This is a genomic window from Candidatus Eisenbacteria bacterium (assembly GCA_035577985.1).
In the GTDB taxonomy this organism is placed as follows: Bacteria; Desulfobacterota; Binatia; order DP-6; family DP-6; genus DATJZY01.
Genome location: DATJZY010000029.1, coordinates 1 through 19232, shown reverse-complemented (window position 1 = coordinate 19232; position 19232 = coordinate 1). Strand labels below are relative to the sequence as shown.

The 19232-nt window shown below is 73.0% G+C and carries 20 protein-coding genes; 10 read left to right on the top strand and 10 right to left on the bottom strand.

Features of this window, described 5'->3' with window-relative positions; genetic code table 11:
* Positions 1-3 precede the first annotated feature (3 nt).
* A complete protein-coding gene (locus VMS22_04325) occupies positions 4-798 on the bottom strand; it encodes an ABC transporter ATP-binding protein (protein ID HXJ33245.1) in 795 nt (264 codons plus the stop codon).
* A gap of 1 nt (position 799) precedes the next feature.
* The gene (locus tag VMS22_04320) at positions 800-1576 is read right to left on the bottom strand and encodes an ABC transporter permease (GenBank protein HXJ33244.1); all 777 of its coding nucleotides are present in this window, start codon (positions 1574-1576) and stop codon (positions 800-802) included.
* Between the two features lie 206 nt (positions 1577-1782).
* Here VMS22_04320 and VMS22_04315 point away from each other — a divergent pair, with 206 nt between their 5' ends.
* The 3 genes from VMS22_04315 to VMS22_04305 all read left to right on the top strand — a co-directional run bounded on the left by VMS22_04315 (position 1783) and on the right by VMS22_04305 (position 5571).
* Positions 1783-2463 carry a hypothetical protein gene (locus VMS22_04315; GenBank protein ID HXJ33243.1) on the top strand — a complete coding sequence of 227 codons (681 nt, stop codon included), beginning with the start codon at positions 1783-1785 and terminating at the stop codon, positions 2461-2463.
* On the top strand, positions 2451-3845 hold the full coding sequence (locus VMS22_04310) for a glycosyltransferase (protein ID HXJ33242.1): 1395 nt from the start codon (positions 2451-2453) through the stop codon (positions 3843-3845). Before VMS22_04315 ends, VMS22_04310 begins: the two co-directional genes overlap by 13 nt.
* Positions 3846-3999: 154 nt before the next feature.
* Positions 4000-5571, top strand: coding sequence for a hypothetical protein (locus tag VMS22_04305; GenBank protein ID HXJ33241.1), 1572 nt, complete (start codon positions 4000-4002; stop codon positions 5569-5571).
* A 42-nt stretch (positions 5572-5613) separates the two neighbouring features.
* Here VMS22_04305 and VMS22_04300 read toward each other — a convergent pair whose 3' ends face one another.
* Complete coding sequence (locus VMS22_04300; GenBank protein HXJ33240.1) at positions 5614-5925, bottom strand: RNA-binding protein; 312 nt, start codon at positions 5923-5925, stop codon at positions 5614-5616.
* Positions 5926-6139: 214 nt separating this feature from the next.
* Between VMS22_04300 and epsC the strand changes: the two genes are divergently transcribed.
* From epsC to VMS22_04280, 4 genes are read left to right on the top strand one after another with little or no spacing between them, the layout of a single operon-like run.
* Positions 6140-7072 carry a serine O-acetyltransferase EpsC gene (gene epsC, locus VMS22_04295; GenBank protein ID HXJ33239.1) on the top strand — a complete coding sequence of 311 codons (933 nt, stop codon included), beginning with the start codon at positions 6140-6142 and terminating at the stop codon, positions 7070-7072.
* A 13-nt stretch (positions 7073-7085) separates the two neighbouring features.
* Entirely contained in the window at positions 7086-8027 is a 942-nt protein-coding gene (gene cysK / locus VMS22_04290) for a cysteine synthase A (protein ID HXJ33238.1), read from the top strand.
* An 8-nt stretch (positions 8028-8035) separates the two neighbouring features.
* Positions 8036-8788, top strand: a complete 753-nt coding sequence (locus VMS22_04285; GenBank protein ID HXJ33237.1) for a DUF1232 domain-containing protein — start codon at positions 8036-8038, stop codon at positions 8786-8788.
* On the top strand, positions 8788-9921 hold the full coding sequence (locus VMS22_04280) for a serine hydrolase domain-containing protein (protein ID HXJ33236.1): 1134 nt from the start codon (positions 8788-8790) through the stop codon (positions 9919-9921). Before VMS22_04285 ends, VMS22_04280 begins: the two co-directional genes overlap by 1 nt.
* Here VMS22_04280 and VMS22_04275 read toward each other — a convergent pair.
* The 5 genes from VMS22_04275 to VMS22_04255 are packed head-to-tail and all read right to left on the bottom strand — an operon-like array spanning position 9906 to position 15052.
* Positions 9906-10418, bottom strand: a complete 513-nt coding sequence (locus tag VMS22_04275; protein ID HXJ33235.1) for a copper resistance protein NlpE N-terminal domain-containing protein — start codon at positions 10416-10418, stop codon at positions 9906-9908. The genes VMS22_04280 and VMS22_04275 overlap by 16 nt on opposite strands.
* A complete protein-coding gene (locus tag VMS22_04270; protein HXJ33234.1) occupies positions 10384-11160 on the bottom strand; it encodes a glucose 1-dehydrogenase in 777 nt (258 codons plus the stop codon). Before VMS22_04270 ends, VMS22_04275 begins: the two co-directional genes overlap by 35 nt.
* Before the next feature lie 31 nt (positions 11161-11191).
* Entirely contained in the window at positions 11192-11839 is a 648-nt protein-coding gene (locus VMS22_04265; protein HXJ33233.1) for a class I SAM-dependent methyltransferase, read from the bottom strand.
* Between the two features lie 10 nt (positions 11840-11849).
* A complete protein-coding gene (locus tag VMS22_04260) occupies positions 11850-12692 on the bottom strand; it encodes a peptidylprolyl isomerase (protein HXJ33232.1) in 843 nt (280 codons plus the stop codon).
* Positions 12692-15052, bottom strand: coding sequence for a DUF3604 domain-containing protein (locus VMS22_04255; protein HXJ33231.1), 2361 nt, complete (start codon positions 15050-15052; stop codon positions 12692-12694). Before VMS22_04255 ends, VMS22_04260 begins: the two co-directional genes overlap by 1 nt.
* A gap of 64 nt (positions 15053-15116) precedes the next feature.
* On the opposite strand from VMS22_04255, the gene VMS22_04250 reads away from it, so the two are divergent.
* Positions 15117-16106 carry a HupE/UreJ family protein gene (locus tag VMS22_04250; protein HXJ33230.1) on the top strand — a complete coding sequence of 330 codons (990 nt, stop codon included), beginning with the start codon at positions 15117-15119 and terminating at the stop codon, positions 16104-16106.
* Between the two features lie 3 nt (positions 16107-16109).
* Here the strand turns inward: VMS22_04250 and VMS22_04245 are convergent, their stop codons facing one another.
* Together VMS22_04245 and VMS22_04240 are read right to left on the bottom strand one after the other, a co-directional pair.
* Positions 16110-16697 (bottom strand): START domain-containing protein, encoded by a 588-nt coding sequence (locus tag VMS22_04245; protein HXJ33229.1) that lies wholly within the window; start codon positions 16695-16697, stop codon positions 16110-16112.
* Positions 16698-16746: 49 nt separating this feature from the next.
* Positions 16747-16929, bottom strand: a complete 183-nt coding sequence (locus tag VMS22_04240) for a hypothetical protein (protein HXJ33228.1) — start codon at positions 16927-16929, stop codon at positions 16747-16749.
* Between the two features lie 168 nt (positions 16930-17097).
* Here VMS22_04240 and VMS22_04235 point away from each other — a divergent pair, with 168 nt between their 5' ends.
* Together VMS22_04235 and amrA are read left to right on the top strand one after the other, a co-directional pair.
* Positions 17098-18498 (top strand): deoxyribodipyrimidine photo-lyase, encoded by a 1401-nt coding sequence (locus VMS22_04235; protein ID HXJ33227.1) that lies wholly within the window; start codon positions 17098-17100, stop codon positions 18496-18498.
* Positions 18499-18546: 48 nt separating this feature from the next.
* Positions 18547-19113: an AmmeMemoRadiSam system protein A gene (gene amrA, locus VMS22_04230; protein ID HXJ33226.1), complete on the top strand. Its 567-nt coding sequence runs from the start codon at positions 18547-18549 to the stop codon at positions 19111-19113.
* The last annotated feature ends 119 nt before the right edge of the window (positions 19114-19232 follow it).

Below are 19232 nucleotides of genomic sequence, written 5' to 3'. Positions count from 1 at the left end.
CCCTCAGTGCGACGCGAGCGCGTCGGCGGGAGGAGCGGCCGGCGCTGCGCCGCCCGTGAACGCGTCGATCACCGCGCCGGCCGGCCCATCGGCGACGATCCGCCCGCCCTCGACCCAGATCGCGCGCTGGCAGAGCTGGCGGACGACGTCGGGCGAGTGCGAGACGAGCAGGAACGTCGCCCCGCCGCCCAGGAACGACGTGATGCGGTCGTACGACTTCTTCTGGAAGGCGAAGTCGCCGACCGAGAGAACCTCGTCGAGGAGCAGCACGTCCGCCTCGACGTCGGTGGCGACGGCGAAGCCGAGCCGAGCGACCATGCCGGTCGAGTACGTGCGCAGGGGCGCGTCGATGAACTCCTCGAGCTCGGCGAACTCGACGATGCGCGCGAAGCGCTCCCGCATCTCGCGCCGCGAGCGGCCGAGGAGGGCCCCGTTCAGGAACACGTTCTCGCGCCCCGACAGCTCGGGGTCGAAGCCCGCGCCGAGCTCGAGCAGGGGCGCCACGCGCCCGCGGACTGCCACCGTGCCGCGGCTCGGGCGGAGCACGCGCGCGATGACCTTCAGGAGCGTCGTCTTCCCGGCGCCGTTGCGGCCGACGATGCCGACCGACTCGCCGCCGCGGATCGAGAACGTCACCGCCGAGAGCGCGAGGAACTCCTGGTAGACGAGCCGGCGGCGCATCCAGCGGATCGCGAACTCCTTGAAGGTCGGCACCCGCTCGTGTGGCACGCGGTAGCGCACCGTGACGTCGCGCACGTCGACGACGGGGCGCTCCGGCGCGGGTCTGACGGGAGCCATCCTAGACGTGGTAGGCGACGCGATCGCTGTAGCGGTCGAACACGGTCCATCCCAGCACGAGCGCGGCGAGCGCGAAGGCGCTGGCGGCGCCGAGCGTCGACGCGCTGGGAACGTGCCCGTGGAAGATCGGCGCGCGGAACAGCTCCACGAAATACGTCATGGGGTTCCAGTCGACCAGCGGGCGATAGCGGGCCGGCACCAGCTCCACCGTGTACATGACCGGCGTCAGGTAGAGCCAGGCCGTCAGCACGATCTGGTAGATCGGCACGATGTCGGCGAACAGGATCGAGAGCGGCGCGAGCAGGAGCGAGACGCCGAGCGCGAACACGGCCGCGAGCAGCATCGAGACGGGCAGGAAGGCGAGCGAGGGCCGCATCGGGTGGTGCACCACCAGCATGAGGATCGCGAGCGGCACGAGCGAGATGACGAGGTTCACGAGCCCGGCGGCGACCGTGGCGATCACGAACACGGCCTTCGGCACGTACACCTTGCGCATGAGCGGCGCGTAGCCGAGCAGCCCCCCGGCCGACCACGAGGTCGTCTGGGCGACGAAGTTCCACAGGAGGTAGGCCGACATGAAGAAGACCGTGAAGTGCTCGACCGGCACCTTCAGCACCTCGGCGAACACGAGCGTGAACACGAGCATCATCATGAGCGGATGGAGCATGGTCCAGGCGATGCCGAAGAACGAGCGCTTGTAGCGGACCTTCAGCTCGCGGGCGACGAGGGCGCGCAGCAGGCTCCGATAGCGGATGATCTCTCGCAACGAGGTGAGCATCGGAGGCCCGCGTCCGGTTACCAGGCAGGGATATCGCCCGCAACCGAACGCATTTGCGCCGTTGACAGTCGAAACGCGGCGGCCGTACAAGCGCCTCCATCCCGTCCACCGCCCACGCTCTCGCACCGGGTCGATTCCCGGGGCCGCGCGCCGCGCTCGTCGTCGCCCACCCCGGGCACGAGCTGCGCGTGCACGGCTGGCTCGCCATGAGCGCGCCGACGGTGTGCTGTCTCACCGACGGCTCGGGAGCGTCCGCCGAGCCGCGGATCCACGAGACCCGCCGGCTGCTGGCGCGCGCCGGGGCGAGGCCGGGCGCGATCTTCGGCGCGGTGGCCGATCGGGCGATCTACGACGCCATGCTGGCGCGCGACGTCGAGCTGTTCCGCCATCTCGTGGGCGAGCTGACCGTGGTGCTCTCCGGCGTCGACTACGTCGTCGGCGACGCCAGCGAGGGCTACAACCCGGCCCACGACGTCTGCCGTCTCGTGATCGACGCCGCCGTCCGGCGCGCCCGCGAGCGATCCGGCCGGCCGATCGCGAGCTACGCCTTTCCCCTCGTCGGACCGCCACGGCCCTGGACCGAATCGGGACCGGACGACGTCGACCTCCTGCTCGACGACGGCGCGCTCGCGCGCAAGCTCGAAGCGGCGCGCAACTACGTCGCGCTGGACGCCGAGGTCGCGCTCGCGCTCGGCCAGCTCGGGCCGGAGGCGTTTCGCTGTGAGGCGTTCGCACACGTCGCGGACGGCGGCACCGTCGCCGGCGACGAGCAGCCGTTCTACGAACGCTACGGCGAGCAGCGCGTCAGCGAGGGCGCGTACGCGCGTGTCGTCCGGCTCCGCGAGCACGTCCTGCCGATCGCCGAGGCGCTGCGATGCGGGTTCTGATCACCAACATCACGCTCGGGAGCCGCACCGGCACCGAGATCAACGTGCGCGACGTGGCGCTGGGACTCCTCGGTCGCGGCCACACGCCCATCGTGTACTCGCCCGAGCTGGGCCCGCTCGCGGACGAGCTCCGCCGGCGCACGGTCGCGGTGGTCGACGACCTCGACGACGTCGGCGCCACGCCCGACGTGATCCACGGCCACCATCATCCCGAGACGATGATGGCGCTGCAGCGCTTCCCCGGGGTGCCCGCCGTCTACTTCTCGCACGACTTCACGGCCTGGCACGACGCCGCCCCGCACTTCCCGCGCATTCTGCGCTACGTCGCGGTCGACGAAGCGAACCGCGATCGCCTGGCCCTCCAGCACGGCGTGCCGGAGGCGCGCATCCGGATCGTGCTGAACGCGGTCGACACCGATCGCTTCCGCCCGCGCGGGCCGCTGCCGCCGCGGCCGCGCCGCGCGCTCGTCTTCAGCCACTACGCGAGCGAGCGCACGCACGCGCTCGCCGTGCGCGAGGCCTGCCGGCGGATGCAGCTCCCGCTCGACATCGTCGGCGCCGACGCGGGCGCGCCGACCCCGGCGCCGGAGGACGTCCTCGGCGCCTACGACCTCGTCTTCGCCAAGGGGCGCTGCGCGCTCGAGGCCCTGGCCGTCGGCGCCGCCGTCGTCCTGCTCGACCGCGGCGGGCTCGGTGCGATGGTGACGAGCGCCGACGTCGATCGGCTGCGTCGCGACAACTTCGGGCGCCGGCTGCTCCGTCGCGCGCTCGATCCGGCGCTCATCGTCGAGGAAGCGGGGCGCTACGACGCCGCCGACGCGGCGAAGGCGTCCGCCCGCATTCGCGCAACCGCCGACCTGCAGACGCAGCTCGACCAGCTCCTCGCGCTCTACGGCGAGGTGGTCGCCGAGAACGCGGGCCGCGGCCCCGATGTCGTCGAGGAGGGTCGCGCAGCCGCGACGTACTACCGCGCCTGGGGCCCGCGCTTCCGCGACGGCGAGCTGCGCACCGAGTGCGATCGCCGCGCTGCCGAGATCGCGCGGCTGTCGGCCGAACGTGACGAGCTCCAGCGCGAAGTCGAACGGCTCGCGGCCGCGCTCGAGCGGGGCCAGGCCGCGCACGCGGCGGCGGCGCGCCTGCAGACCGAGCACGACACCCTGCGAGCGCAGCACAGGCACCTGGAGAGTCGCGCTGCATCGCTCGCGACCGAGCGCGATCGCCTGGCCGGCGAGCTCGGGTACGTCAACGCGACCGCGACGTGGCGCCTGCACCAGGCGCTGCTCCGCTCGCGCGCCGTCGTGTGGGCCTACCGCGGCGTGCGCGCGGTCGCCGCGCCCGCGTCGCGGTGGGCGGCGCGTCTCGCCCCGCGGCGGGATCCCTAGCGTCGCGGTCATGTCGACGCCGCCGCCACGCCCGCCGGGTCCGGGCGGGGCTCACCCCGCGCGTCGCCGCCGTCGCCGTCGCGGCGGGGGCGGGGGACGGCGCGACGATCGGGAGCAGCAGCGCGCCCGCGCCCCGCAGCCGGTGCTCCCGGCCGTGAGCCCGCTCGCGGCCGATGCCCGCTCGGCCGACGCACCGCTGTCGCCGGCCGAGGTCGCGGAGATGAGACAGCACCTGGCGTTCCTGCGGCGCTACAAGGACCAGCTCCGCATGAAGCTCAACTCGCAGGAGGATCTGCTCGTGAACGGCCAGCGCGAGCCCAGCGATCGCGGCGTATGCCGGCACCTGCTGGGAAAGCTCGACCGCGCGACGATCGACGCCGCGCTGCTGCGCGAGCCGCTCCACTCCGACGCGGCGGCGCGGGCGCGCATGCTCGCCGGCGCCGTGCGCGTCACGGCCGACCTCGGGACGCTGCTCAGCTACCTCGAGGCGCTGGCGCAGGTGCGCTCGCACGCCGAGGCGGCGCAGGCGTTCGGCGAGGTCGTCGCGCGCATCGACTTCGAGAGCCTGTCGGCGACGCGCGTCGTGCGCCTCCTGCAGGTCCTGATCCAGACCTTCGCCGATCACGAGCGCATCCAGGTGCTCTTCAGCCTGCTCGCGATGCCGGGCTTCCGGCGCGCCTTCGACGCGGCGACGCCGCTTCCGCCGGAGGTGGCCGACGCCGTGCTGCCGCTCCGCGCGGTCCACCGCCGCCTGCTCGAGGGCGGGGGCACCGAGCCGCCGGCGCTCGTCGTCGACGGGATGCAACGCGTGCTGAATGCGCCCGACCCGGTGCTCCGAAGCTACGTCGAGCCGCTGCGCGCCGCGATGCTCGAGCTGGCGCTCGATCCGACCGTCCCGGCGGCGCTCGCCGATCGCGCGACGGGCGTCCTGCTCCCGAGCCTGCCGCGCGACGGTCGCCTGTACGCCGACCTGGCCATGCGGCGCGCCGCACAGCTCCTCGGCCGCCACGCCGACGACCGGGCACGGTCGGTGCTGGAGGAGCTGCGGCGGGCGCAGCCCGGCCTCCGGCGCGCGGAGCGGCTCCTTGCCGCGCTCGATGCTCGACGCCTCGGCCGCATCGCCCTCGGCGTCGCGCCGTCCGAGCGCGGGCGTCTGGCGGACGCGTTCTGGCTCGACGGCCAACGTCCCGTGTGGCTCCGCACCGCGACCGCGGCCGACACGGATCGTCTGGCGGCGGAGGCGCGCCTCCAGGAAGGTCTCGCGCTTCCCGGCGTAGCGGCGGTCGTCGAGCACGGCGTGGCGAGTGGCATCCCGTACGTGGCCGTCGCCGGCGCGGGCCGGCCGTGGTTGCCGGACGGCCCGCTCGATCTGCCCGCGGCGCTCGGCAGCGCGGCGCACGTCGCGCGGCTGCTCCGCGCGCTCGCCCTAGGCGGCGTGCTGCTGCCCGACGTCGAGCCCGAGCGATTCCTGACGGCACCGGGCGGCGGTCCGGCACTCGTGCTCGCGGACTTCGACGGCGCGGATGTCGCCGAGCCACCCGCCGCGGCCCAGGGACACGTGCGGCTCGCCGCGGCGCTCGCGCGCCGACTCCTTCCCGCCGACGCGCAGCGGCGTCTCGATCCGGTCACCGGTGCGGCGCTGGCGCGCGCGCTCGATGCGCCGACGGATCTGGCGTCGCTCGTGGGTGCGCTCGACCGCGCGCTCCTGCACGCCGAGCGACGCTGAGCTGTGCGCGCGGGGGGCGCTGCCCCCCGCGCGCCCAGGTGGTTAGTAGCGGTTGCGGCCGCCGAAGCCGCCGGAGCGCCCGCCACCGCCGCCGCCGCCCCGCGGCGCGCGCTCGTTGGCTTCGCTCACGTTGATCTGGCGCCCGCCGACGTCGCGGCCGTTCAGCTCCGCGATGGCCTTGCTGGCCTCGTTCGACGTGCTCATCTCGACGAAGCCGAAACCGCGCGAGCGACCGCTCTCACGGTCGTTCACGACGGTTGCCGACTCGACCGTCCCGGCGGCTGCGAACAGCGACTCGAGGTCCGCGCCGGTGGTCGAGAACGAAAGGTTTCCTACGAACAGCTTCTTGCCCATGGCATTCTCCTGCCCCTACGGGGGCGATAGTTGGTTTGGTCGCGGTTGCCTGAGCGAGAAGCCGAGATCGCCACCAAAACGATGCGCGCGAGTCGCGCGCTAACGAAACACGAGGATCGCGCCCTTATCCGCCAAATTCCGGATTGAGGCAACCGGGGGTCCACGGAGGCGGGGCGCTGTGGACGCACGTCCGGCACGCGCCTAGAGTCCCCGCATGAGCACCGATCACGATCGCCGGCTCGGCGAGATCGCGGCGTCGATCCTCGCGAGCTACCGTGCGCGCGGCGAGTTGAGCCACCTCCAGGGCGGACAGCTTCCGAGCCGCGAGATCCTCTGGGGCGTGGTGGAGGACCTCCTGCGCATCCTCTTTCCGGGCTTCCTCGAGCCCGCGGGGCTCGATCCCGCCGAGCTCGGAGAGCGCACGCGCGCCCGCGTGCGCGGCGTCGCGGCGCGCCTGCGCGGCGAGCTCGAGAAGGGCCTCCGCTTCCGGGGCGGTGTCGCCGTGTCGGCGGCGGATTGCGACGAGTGCGGGCCGAAGGCCGAGGCGGCGACGATGAGCCTCCTCACGCGGATTCCCGCCATCCGCGACGTGCTCGCGACCGACATCCAGGCGGCGTACGACGGCGATCCCGCCGCGCACTCGATCGAGGAGATCGTGCTCGCCTATCCCGGATTGCAGGCGATAGCCGTGTACCGGATGGCGCACGTGCTCCACCGCGACGACGTGCCGATCGTCCCGCGGGTCATGACCGAGTACGCCCACTCGCGTACCGGCATCGACATCCACCCCGGCGCCGAGATCGGCCGCCGCTTCTTCATCGACCACGGCACGGGTGTCGTCATCGGCGAGACGTGCGTCATCGGCGAGGGTGTCCGCATCTACCAGGGCGTGACGCTCGGCGCGCGCAGCATTCCGCACGATGCGCAGGGGCGTGCGATCAAGGGCGCGAAGCGCCACCCGGACATCGAGGACGGCGTCACGATCTACTCCGGCGCGACGATTCTCGGACCCGTGCGCATCGGGCGCGGCTCGGTCGTCGGCGGCAACGTGTGGCTGACGCAGTCGGTGCCGCCGGAGACCCGCATCGTCGTGCGCACGCCGCAGCAGATGCAGGCCGACCAGTTGGCGGACGACTACCAAATCTGACAGGAAGGCCCCCATGGCGCGCATCTTCGAGGACAATTCCCGATCGATCGGCGGGACGCCGCTGGTGCACCTGCGGCGGATCGGTGCGGGCACGACGGCGCGGATCCTCGGCAAGATCGAAGGTCGCAATCCGGCATACTCGGTCAAGTGCCGGATCGGGGCCGCCATGATCTGGGACGCCGAGGAGCGCGGCGTGTTGAAGAAGGGCATCGAGGTCGTCGAGCCGACCAGCGGCAACACCGGCATCGCGCTCGCGTTCGTGTGCGCGTCGCGCGGCTATCCGCTGACCCTCACCATGCCGGAGACCATGAGCCTCGAGCGGCGCAAGGTGCTGGCGGCGTTCGGCGCGAACCTCGTCCTCACGCCGGGCCCCGAGGGCATGACCGGCGCCATCCGCAAGGCCGAGGAGATCGTCGCGACCGATCCGGCGAAGTTCTTCATGCCGCAGCAGTTCCGCAATCCGGCCAACCCGGCCATCCACGAGCGCACGACGGGTCCCGAGATCTGGGCGGACACCGACGGCGCGATCGACGTCTTCGTCTCGGGCGTCGGCACCGGCGGGACCATCACGGGCGTCTCGCGCTACATCAAGAAGCGCAAGCCGATCCTGTCGGTCGCCGTCGAGCCGGCCAAGAGCCCCGTCATCGGCCAGACGCGCGCGGGGGAGAAGCTGACGCCGTCGCCGCACAAGATCCAGGGCATTGGGGCCGGCTTCGTTCCGGACAACCTCGACCTCTCGCTGGTCGACCGCATCGAGACCGTGACCGACGAGGAGTCGATCGAGATGGCGCATCGCCTCGCGCGCGAGGAGGGCATCCTCTCGGGGATCTCGTGCGGCGCCGCGGCCGTGGTCGCGCTCCGCATCGCCAAGGAGCGCGAGTTCGCCGGCAAGACCATCGTGACCGTGCTGCCGGATTCCGGCGAGCGCTACCTCTCGTCGGCGCTCTTCGCGTGAGGGGCGTCGTGGCGCGCGCGTCCGGGGAGGACCCGAACCTGCCGATCCCCTCGTGGGCGATCGACGAAGCCGAGCGGCCCGACGCGAAAGCGCGCGTCGACGCGCGGCTCGGCGGCGTCCTCGGGAAGCTCCGCGACACGAACCTCATCGCGCGGGTGAAGGAGCTCTACGGCTACGTCACCGACCCGCGCGTGCCCGCGAAGTACAAGGTGATCGTGCTGGCGGGGCTCGTCTATCTCGTGAATCCGTTCGACGTCATCCCGGACGCCATCCCGGGCGCGGGATTCATCGACGACGCGGCGGTCGTCTTCGCCATCCTCGAAGCCGTGCGGCGGATCATCGGGTCGGTCGAGGACTCGGCCAAGCGCGTCGTCACGCACGCGGTCGCCGAGACCGAGGAGGCGTTCGCACGCCGCGGCGTGCAGCAGGTGGGTCTCTCGCTGTGGGCGGTGACGCTCGCCTCGTGCGTGGGGCTCGTCTTCGCCGCCGCACGCGACGCGCTGATCCCGGGCGGACACGGCCTCGGCGATCCGTTCGTGTTCGCGGCCATGGTGGTGGGCCTGGTCGGCTTCGCGACCAGCGCCGCGCTCGCGCGCCGCGTCTGGCGAACCTACCGCTCGGCGCCGCCCATGGTCCGCGATCCGCTCGCGTACGCGATCCTTTCGGTGATGGGCGTGCGGCAGATCGTCCTCCTGACGCTGCCGGTCGTCGTCCTGCTCCTGCTCGTCGGCATCAAGCTCGGCATCGCGGCGCGCGGCTGATGCCGGCCGTCCACGGCTGGTGCGCCCGCGGATGGGAGAGGGTCCGCGACGCCTTCGCCGCGAACTTCCTGCACCACGGCGATGTCGGGGCCGCGTGCGCCGTCTACCGCCGGGGCGTGCCGGTCGTCGACCTGTGGGCGGGCCTCGCCGATCACGTCGCGGGGCGGTCCTGGGAGGAGGACACGGTGCAGATCGTGTTCTCGGCGACCAAGGGCATCACCGCGGCGTGCGTGAACCTGCTCGTCGAGCGCGGCCTCCTCGACGTCGCCGCGCCGGTCGCCACCTGGTGGCCCGAGTTCGCCGCCGCGGGCAAGGGGGCGATCCCGCTGCGTTGGGTGCTCTGCCACAAGGCGGGGCTCGCCGCCGTCGAGGGCGACTTCACGCTCGCCCAGGTGCTCGCGTGGGAGCCCGTCGTCGCGGCCATCGCCGCGCAGGCGCCCAACTGGGAGCCGGGGACGGCGCACGGCTACCACGCGCGCTCGTTCGGCTGGATCCTGGGCGAGGTCGTGCGGCGGGTGACGGGGCGGTCGCTCGGCCGCTTCTTCGCGGACGAGATTCGGCGCCCGTTCGGCCTCGACTTCCGCATCGGGACCCGCGAGCCGGATCTCGCGCGCTGTGCGCGTATGATCCCGCCCGATCCGCTGGTGTCCCTGGCCGACGTGTTCGGCGCCGGCTCGCTCATGGCGCGGGTCATGAACGGACCCTCGGGCCTGTTCGCGTACGACGAGATGTGGAACCGCCCCGACGTGCTCGCGGCCGAGATGCCGTCGTCGAACGGGGTCGGCAGCGCGCGGGCGCTGGCGCGCTTCTACGCGGCGCTCGTCGGCGACGTCGACGGCGCGCGCATCCTCGAGCCGAGCACGGTCGCGGCCGCATGCGTCGTGCAGTCCGAGGGACCCGATCGCGTGATTCTGCTTCCGACCGCGTTCGGCCTCGGCTTCTCGCTCCAGCCGATCATCTCCCCCGGCGCGGGCGCGCGCGCGTTCGGGCACCACGGCGCGGGCGGGTCGCTCGGCTTCGCCGATCCGGAACGCGACCTCGCGTTCGGCTACGTCTCGACGCGCATGAAGTTCGATCCTGCGGGCGACGATCGGACGACGGGGCTGGTCGCCGCGGTCTACGGCTCGCTCTGATCCGCGGGCGGCGTCTCGACGCGCGTGAGCGTGTAGTCGTCCAGCGGCTCGAGCGTGCGCAGGTCGCGGCCGAGCAGCGCGATCCGCTGCGAGTCGAGCACGCGGAAGCTTCGCTGCATCGTCGGCTTGTCGGGCTCGAGCTGGAAGATCGTGACCTCGGGGTCGGCCGCGCCGCCGCGCACGAGCGTCCACGGCCCCTCGGCGCGGAACCGCTGCAGGCCCATCTGCGTGCCGATGTAGGTCTCGACGAGCGAATAGGTGGGACGCGTGAAGTCGTCGGGGCCGCTCGTCCAGAGCGTGAGGTGCGTGCGGATGCCGTCGCAGTTCCGACAGGGAAGGGTGCCCTCGAAGACCCCGAGCAGAAAGCGGCCCTCGCCGACCGGGACCTCGGGCGCAGACTTCCGGCACGCGGCGAACGCGAGCGCGACGAGGAGCGCCGCCGCGAGCGCGCGTGCCGGTGCGTCAATCGAACGGCCAGTTCGTCGCTTCGGTGCCACCGTCGACCTCGATCACCTTCCCGGTGACCCACCCGCCGGCCGGCGAGCAGAGCCAGAGGGCCGCCAGCGCGATGTCCTCGACCGAGCCGATGCGCTTCATGGGCGTCATCGACTCCATCTGGGCGCGCAGCTCGGGGGTGAGGAAGGGCGCCAGCGCCGAGGTCGCGACCGCGCCGACGGCGAGGGCGTTCAGACGCACCTTGGGCGCGAACTCCGCGGCGAGCTGTCGGGTCATGAAGGAGAGGGCGGCCTTGGCCGTGCCGTAGGCCGTGAAGCCGCCGCGCACGATGCGGCCCGCCGCCGACGAGATGTTCAGCACCGCGCCGCCGTCCGCGGCGAGCATGTGAGGGAGGCACGAGCGCGTCAGCAGGTACGCCGACGTGAGGTTGAAGCGGAAGCACCACTCCCAGGACGGCAGGTCGGTGTCGAGGAAGGCCATGGGCGGGAAGCCACCCGCGTTGTTGACCAGCAGGTCGATGCGCCCGAGCTCGCGCATCGTGCGCGCGACCAGGGCCTCGAGCTGTGCGGCGTCCGTGACGTCGCACGGAAACGCGATGGCGCGCCGCCCGAAGGCGCGCACCTTGGCGGCCGTCGCCTCGATCTCCGCCTCCGTCCGCGCCGCGCACACGACGTCGGCGCCCTGCTCCGCGAAGGCGAGGGCGATGCCCTGGCCGATGCCGCGACCGCCACCGGTCACGATCGCGACCTTGTCGGTCAGCTTGAACTTGTCGGTGAGTGCCACACGGGCGGCATATCGGTCGGACGCCCGGGGTTCAATCGCGGGGTGTCGCAGGTCGCGTCCCGATCGTGAGCACGGGCGGGAGGAGGATGCCGGCGGGCAGTCGATAGACGCGGCGTTGCGCCGCGACGTGGAGGCCGGCCGCCTCGAAGAGGACCCGCATCTGGCGCGATGTGGGCCAGTCGAACGGCTGGCCGAAGGTCCGCGACGCGGCGCGGACGAGGGTGCGCACGGTCTCGTGCGGCGTGTTGACGATCGCGATCAGCGCGTGGCCGCCGGGGACGAGGACGCGTCGCATCTCGGCGAGCGCCAGCGGCTGATCGGGGAACCAGTGGAAGGCTTCGGTCGAGACGATCGCGTCGAAGGCGGCATCGCGAAACGGGAGGCGAAGGGCGTCGCCGCGCACCCAGGGCACCCCGGGCTCGTGGGCGTGCGCGTGACGGAGCATGCCGTCCGAGAAGTCGCAGCCGACGACGGTCGTGGCCGGAAACGCGCCCCGCAGGCGCGCCGTGAGGAGCCCCGTGCCGCATCCCAGGTCGAGCACGCACCGGGGGCGCAGCGGCTGCAACGCCGCGACGACGGCGTCTTGCACCGGACGATAGGTGAGGCGCTGGATGGCCGGCTGATCGTAGAAGGTCGACCACGCGTCGAAGAGCCAGCGGGCCGGCCCTCGTGCGGTCATCGCCGCGGGCTCACTCGCCGTCCCCGCGGGCGTCGCGTGCCCGCAGGGCGGCGACCCGGGTCCGAGCGCGTTCCTCGCTCCGCTCGCGCAGGAGCCGGTGCAGCACCTGGCTGCGGACGGCACCCAGCGACGGCACGCGCGCGGGCTCGCGCTCGTGCACCCATACGAGGTGGAGCCCGTACGGCGACGGCACCGGCCCGATCCAGTGGTCCGGCGGCGCGCCGGCGACGCTGCGCGCGAGCTCGGGGCCGAAGATGCGCTCGAGCTCGGCCGGGGACGCGGGACCGATGGTCGCACCGGCGAGGAACGCGTCGCCGCGCGCGGCGGCGACGTCCGGTGGAACGCTGCTCCGGCGCAGCTCGCGCAGGAGCAGCGCCGCCTCGGCGTCGAGCGCCGCGCCGCAACGATCGCGGCTCAAATACACGTGCGTCAATCGAATGCGCGGGGGCTGCGCGAACGCCTGCGCGTGCGCGTCGAGGTAGGCCTGCAGCTCGGCCTCGGTCGGCATGTCGGCGGGCCCGAGCTTGCCGGCTGCGAGGTGCATCATCTGTACGAGATGCCGCTGCACGACGACGTCGCTGCGCTCGAGGCCGAGGCGTCGCGCCTCCGCTTCGAGCTCGGCCTCGCTCCGCGCGTCCTCGCCGACGAATCGCCCGAGCCGCGCGAGGCGCTCGCGCACCGCGGGGTCGGCGCGATCGATCCCCCGGTCGAGCGCCTCGCGACGCAGCAGCTCGTCGTCGGTCGTCGCGGCGACCGCGTGGCGCGGCGTCGCCTGCCGCTCCCACCACGGCCGCGCGACGAACAGCACGGCGCCGATGGCGAGGAAGTGCAGCGCCGGGCTCCGCCAGCCCACTAGCGTCCTCCGAAGGCGAGCTGTCGCGCCGAGCCCGCCCACATGCGTGTCTGGGCGGCGCGGAAGAGGCCGCTCGCGAGCGACACGGTGACGATCTGATCCTCGCGGGCGACGGCCGCGAGATCGCGCGACGACGCGCGGACCAGCAGGACGGCGTCGCCCTTGCGGCCGAGCGTGAGCGAGACGGTGGCGGGGCTTGCGTCCTTGTAGACGAAGCGCCGGCCCTTGCGACGGACGGCGCCGGGTGCGGCGACGAGCGCGAGAAGGTCGTCGCCGTTGGTGACGCGTACCGTGAGCCCGTTCGCGACCGGATCGAAATCCTTCGGCAGGCCGCCCAACGTCGCGCGCAGCGCGACGGTGTCGCTCCCCCCGCGCTGGGCGAACCTCACGCGCCCGTGCGCTTTGGTGAAGGTCTCCGGGCGGTACCAGATCGGCGACGTCCACGCGCGTTCCTGGATCGTCGGGTCGAGGAACGCGTCGTTCGTCTTGCCGAGACAGCAGTCGGCGAACTCGGGCGGGGCCGCGGCCGCCTGCGCCGCGCAATCTGCGGCGAACGGGTCCACCCCGGCCTGCTGGCAGATGCGCGTGCTCCAGCGACAGGTCGGGTTCTCGACCACACGCGCGTAGTAGAAGGCGTGCTGGGCCGGGTCGAAGTCGGGATCGGTCCACACGGCGCAGAGGTCGGCCGCGCCCGTGCCCGTCGGTGCGCAGGTCGTCGGATCGACGCCGGCACCGTTCGCCGCATTGCCCGCGACGTCGAAGGTCTGGTCGTGCGTCGTTCCGTCGGCGTCGGCCCAGCCCTTCACGATCTGGACGCGCTGGAGGTCAGTGCCCTGCGGATCCTTCATCGCCCACAGGGCGAAGCGCGGGCTCTTCTTGCCGCGCACCGGGCCCACGTCACCGCCCATCGGCGTGCCCGTCGTGTAGGCGCGCGCGACGAAGTCGGCCTTGCCGCACTCGACGCCCGAGAGGTCGCCGCCGAAGAAGCGGACGATCGGACGCGTCCCGCTCGTCGCGTAGGTCTCGCGGCGCTGGAGCGCCGAGAAGATGGCGTCGCGCGAGTTCTCCTCCGCCCAGACCACGGTCAGGCCGCCGGGGTTGTTGCGCATGTTGTCCGAGATCATGCGCGCGGGCGACGCGTCGTCCTGGCCCTGGATGCCTCCCCAACCTTGCTCTTCGGTGTCGCCGGCGGTGGCGTTGTGGGTATCGGTGCTGCCGACGAAGCCGAAGCGGAACGGATTCACGCCGAGCGTGCGCTCGAAGCCGAGGCCGTCCTCGAGCGTCGGGCGTACGAGGTTTCGCCGCGGATACTTGTCGATCGACACCGCGGTCCCGTCCGGTCCCTCGAACGGCGTCTCGCGCTGCTCGAACGTGCAGAGCTCGTCGGCCGTTCCCACTCCCGCGCCGGCGAGGCGATCGAAGCGGCACTCCGAGTTGCCCTTCACCTGATGGATCTCGACCAGCGGCTCGAGCGTCTGGCGGCGGAACGCGTCGGCCGCGTCGAGCGGGTCGATGAACTGCTCGCCCCCGCTCAGGTTCGAGTTGTGCGGGATGATGACGGCCTCGCAGCCCGTCCCGGCGCCCGTGCAGCCCGATTCGATCGCGGTCCACAGGCCCTGGAGCGCGTTCTCCTGGATCGTGTCGAGCGCGCTCGCGGCGAACGCCGGCACGTGCTCGTTGCGGAAGATGACGTTGCGGTGCAGGTGGCGGCCGAGCGGGCTCGGCGTGTGCTCGTAGCCGATGAAGCTCGTGAACCCGCAGCTGGAGGTACGGTCGTACGCCTCCTCCGCCGCGGCCTGGATCTCCTGCCAGACGGAGACGGCGGCCGCGTCGCAGTCGACCCCCGGCGTCTCGGAGCAGAACGCCTCCGAGGTCGGACGGTTGGGCGTCAGGTCCGGGACGCCGAGCGGGAAGAGCCACCTGATCGTGGTGAAGAGCTCGTCGACGGGCGTGGCTTCGTGCAGGCGCAGGATCTGGCAGAACTCGATGTCGAAGACGGGCGAGCCCGGCGTCGTGCACAGATTGACCTCGCCGAACAGCTCCGCGTGGTCGGTGACGGCCGCGAAGTCGAGCGGGCGATCGATCGTCGCGCTGCGGGTCTGCTCCTCCATCGCGTCCGCGACGGGGATGGTCGTGCCGCGCGCGAAGTCGTAGGCGTCGCGCGGGCCGACGCGCGTGCCGAAGATGTACGCGTCGGCCGAGAACGCGGTATGGATGTGGAGGTCGCCGACGTAGGGAGCCCGCAGCCGGTCGTAGCGCGCGCACGGCTCGCGGGTCTCGGTTCGCTTCCACGGCGGCGCCTCGGCCCCGGCGATCGCAGGAAGGAGGACGAGGAGCGCGGCGGCAGCGATGGGATGCACGGTATCGGCTTAACGCGAGCGCACTCGGCTGTCGAGGTGCGCTCGTGTCGGGGTAGGATGCAGCGTGTCGCGAACGCTCGCCGTGGCCGTGCTTTCCGTTGCCCTCGCGGGCGGCGCATCGGCCCATCCGCTCGCCCCGTCGCTGCTCGAGGTGCGCGAGCTGGGCGCCGGCCGCGTCGGCGTGCGGTGGAAGGTGCCCGTCCTGGGCGTTCCCGGAGCGCGGGTCGTCCCCGAGCTGCCGGAGGGCTGTCGTGACCTCGGACCCCGCAGATCCGCGACCGACGCGTCGGCGGTCGAGGTCGCCTGGACGGCGGAGTGCGGGGAGCAGGGGCTCGTCGGTGCGCGGATCGCCGTCGGGGGCCTCACGCCCTTCTCGCCGCCCGCGGTCGTGCGCGTGGTCATGGCCGACGGCCGCGTCGCGCAGGCCCTCGTGACGGCGGACCAACCCTTTCTCGTCGTTCCGGCCCGCTCGCGCCCGCTCGACGTGGCGTGGGGCTACGCCCGCCTCGGTGTCGAGCACATCCTGTCGGGACCCGACCACCTCCTGTTCGTGCTCGGGCTCGTGCTGCTCACCACGACCACCTGGCAGCTCCTCGGCACCGTCACCGCGTTCACCCTCGGGCACAGCGTGACGCTGACGGCGGCCGTGCTCGGGCTGGTGGCGCTGCCGGTACGGCCGATCGAGGCCGCCATCGCGGCGAGCGTCTTCCTCCTCGCCGTGGAGGTCGCGCGCGATCCCGGCTCCCGCTCGGCGATCCGGCGCCGGCCGTGGGTGATGGCCGCGCTCTTCGGCCTGCTGCACGGCTTCGGGTTCGCCGCCGCCCTGACGCAGGCCGGGCTGCCGCAGGACGAGGTGCCGCTGGCGCTGCTCGCCTTCAACATCGGCATCGAGATCGGTCAGGCGTTCTTCGTCGTCGTGGTGGTCGCGCTGCGTGCGCTGGCCGGCCCGCTCGTCGCGCGCGTGCCGCGCTGGGTCACGCGCGTGCCCGTCTACGCCATGGGATCGCTCGCCGCCTTCTGGTGGATGGAGCGGACGGCGGCGCTCTTTCGCTGACGCTCAGGGCGGAGCCGACGCGGCGCGATCCAGCACCGCGCGCACGAGCTTCGGCACCGCGTCCTTCTGCGCGGCGTTGACGATCCAGCCCGGCACGATGCCGCCGCCGTCGGTCTTGACGGTGTACGTGACGTCGGTCCCGCCGTCGGCCGGGACCAGGTGCCAGGCCGCCGTGCTGCGCGTCACGCGGACGTGATCGGGGTCCGGCGGTGGGCCCTCGTCCGTCACGGCGATGATCGTGAGGTCGCAGGTGCCGCTCGCCGCGTCGGTCGTGCGCGTCACGCGCACGACGCGGTCGCGGTCCCTCAGGACCGGAATGCCGAACTGCTCGTAGACGAGCTTCGTGTCGCCGTCGTCACGCAACACCTCGAGCCGCTTCAGGTACGGCACGAACTGCGCGTACTCCTCGTGGCGCCAGAGCGTGGCGAGGATTGCCGCCGGCGTCGTCGCCGCATGCGCGGTCGCGCGGATCTCGTGCACCGGACCCTCGACGTCGCGCGTCGCGATCGTGATGCCGTCGCGCGTACCCGCGCTGCGCCAGCCCCCGTCGGCGAGGGTGGGCGCGGCGGTCGTGACGAGGACGACGAGCAGGGCGAGACCGGCCAGAAGCGCGACGCTTACGGCCGGCGCTCGCGAGCTGTCAACCGGCGCGGCTCGTCATCACGTCGCGCGCCCAGTAGGCGGCGACGATCGCGACGTAGCCGAGGAAGACGCCCGCATTCGCGTCGCCGTCGAGCGTCGAGGGCGCGTTCTGCCCGCGGGCGAGGAAGGAGGCGCCCGCGAGCAGAACGGCCATGGCGAAGAGGAGAGGACGAACGCGCATCGACGACCCAGCGGAGCAACGGGCGTGCCCGTCTCGACCGGCCGTCCCGCCGCGCGGCGGCTCGGGCGCAAGGGCGCTCGTGACACAGGTGTGCCACGCCGGCACGCGCAGGCGCGGCACGGCGGGCGGCCCTGGTCGCAACGGGGCGTGGCGGCTATGGCGGCCCGTGTGACGAGGATCTGGTGGATTCGCCGCGATCTGCGCCTCGCGGACAACCAGGCGCTTGCCGCGGCGTTGCGGGGCGGCGGCGTGATTCCGGTCTTCGTTCTCGATCCCGCCCTCGCCGCCGCTCGCCAGCATCGGGACGCCGGCCGCCGCCGCAGCTTCCTCCTTGCCGGTCTGCGTGCGCTCGACGCCGAGCTGCGGGCGCGCGGATCGCGTCTCGTCGTACGCACGGGGCCGCCAGCCGAGGTGCTGGCGGCACTCGTCGCGGCATCGCGTGCCGGAGCGGTCGTCGCCGAGGCGGACGTGAGCCCATACGCCCGGCGGCGCGACGCGGCCGTCGGGCGCCGCGTGGCGCTCGAGATGGTGGGGGCGCCCGGCATTCGGCATCCCGCGGACGTCGTGAAGGACGACGGCACGCCCTACACGGTGTTCACCCCGTTCAGGAAGGCGTGGCTCGCGCGGCCGCTGCCGTCGCGTCGCGACCTCGTGGCAGCGCCCGATCGCCTTCCTGCGGTGCCGGCCGCGCTCGCCTCCGAGCCGATCCCTGCCGGCGAAGCACCGAGCGCATTCCCCGCCGGCGAGACCGAAGCGCGGCGCCGGCTGGACGCCTTCGCGCGCGGCCGCTCCGCGCCCATCGACCGATATGCCGCCGAGCGCGATCGCGTCGATCGCGACGGCACGTCGGCGCTGTCGCCGTACCTTCGCTTCGGAATGGTCTCCGCGCGCGACGCCGCGGTCGCCGCGCTGGGTCGCGACGGCGGCGCGCGATCGGGAGCGGACGTCTGGCTCTCCGAGCTGCTCTGGCGCGAGTTCTACCTGGCGATCCTCTTCCACTTCCCCTCGGTGTTGCGCGAGGCGTTCAACCCGGGCCTGCGGGACGTGCCTTGGCGCAGGGCCCCGGGCGATCTGGGCGCGTGGCAGGAGGGGCGGACGGGCTACCCGATCGTCGACGCCGCCATGCGACAGCTGGCGGCGACCGGATGGATGCACAACCGCGCGCGCATGATCGTCGCGTCGTTCCTCACCAAGGACCTGCTGGTCGATTGGCGCCACGGCGAGGCATGGTTCATGCGCATGCTCGTCGACGGCGATCCCGCGGCGAACAACGGCGGGTGGCAGTGGACGGCGGGCGTCGGCACCGACGCCGCGCCGTACTTCCGCATCTTCAATCCGGTGCTGCAGGCCAGGAAGTTCGACCCGGACGGCGCCTACGTGCGGCGCTGGGTGCCCGAGGTCGCGCGCGTTCGGGGCTCGCTCGTGCACGAGCCGTGGGCGCTGGCCCCGCTCGAGCAGCAGGCCGCCGGCTGCCGCGTCGGACGCGACTACCCGGCGCCGATCGTCGACCACCACGCGGCTCGCGATCGCGCCCTCGCCGCCTACCGTCGCTCGCAGGGGAGGGCGTAGCGGGATCCCCTTGCGGTTGCGGGCGGAAGGTCGCACGCTGGACGCGCCATGGCGGGGGCCGAGCAGGGCGCGATTCTCGCCCGCTTCGCACGCGGGAGCGTCCGGGCTGCGCTCGGCGGTCCGCCGCCGCACGTCCCGTCGGGCGAGTGGACCCGCGAACGGGCGGCCACCTTCGTCTCGCTGCACTGGCACGACGGCCGGCTGCAAGGCTGCATCGGGAGCCTCGAGCCGCGCCGCACGATCGTCGAGGACGTGGCGGCCAACGCCCTCGCCGCCGCCTTCGACGACCCGCGTGCGGCGGGCCTCGCGCCCGCCGACGTCGATCGCCTGGACGTCGAAGTGTCGATCCTTTCGCCGCTCGAGCGCGTCTCCTGCGCCGACGAGGCGGGCGCCTGCGTCGTGCTCCGCCCCCACGTCGACGGCGTCGTCCTGCGCTGGCGCGACAGCCGCGCCACCTTCCTGCCGCAGGTCTGGGCGCACGTGCCCGATCCACGCGATTTCCTCCTCGAGCTCAAGCGCAAGGCAGGGCTCGCCGACGACCTGTGGGACGACGAGGTGCAGCTCTTCCGCTACGTCGTGTCGGTCGGGTGCGATCGGGCGGCGCGGGGCGAGTAGGTCGCGACGGGCGGGCGGCGAGGTCGGGGGACAAGGCTTCGGCTTCGGCTCCGCCGCGCGAGAAGACATTCGGCGCGTCTCGGCCCGGGCGTCTCGTCGCGCCGCTTCGCAGGCGCCTC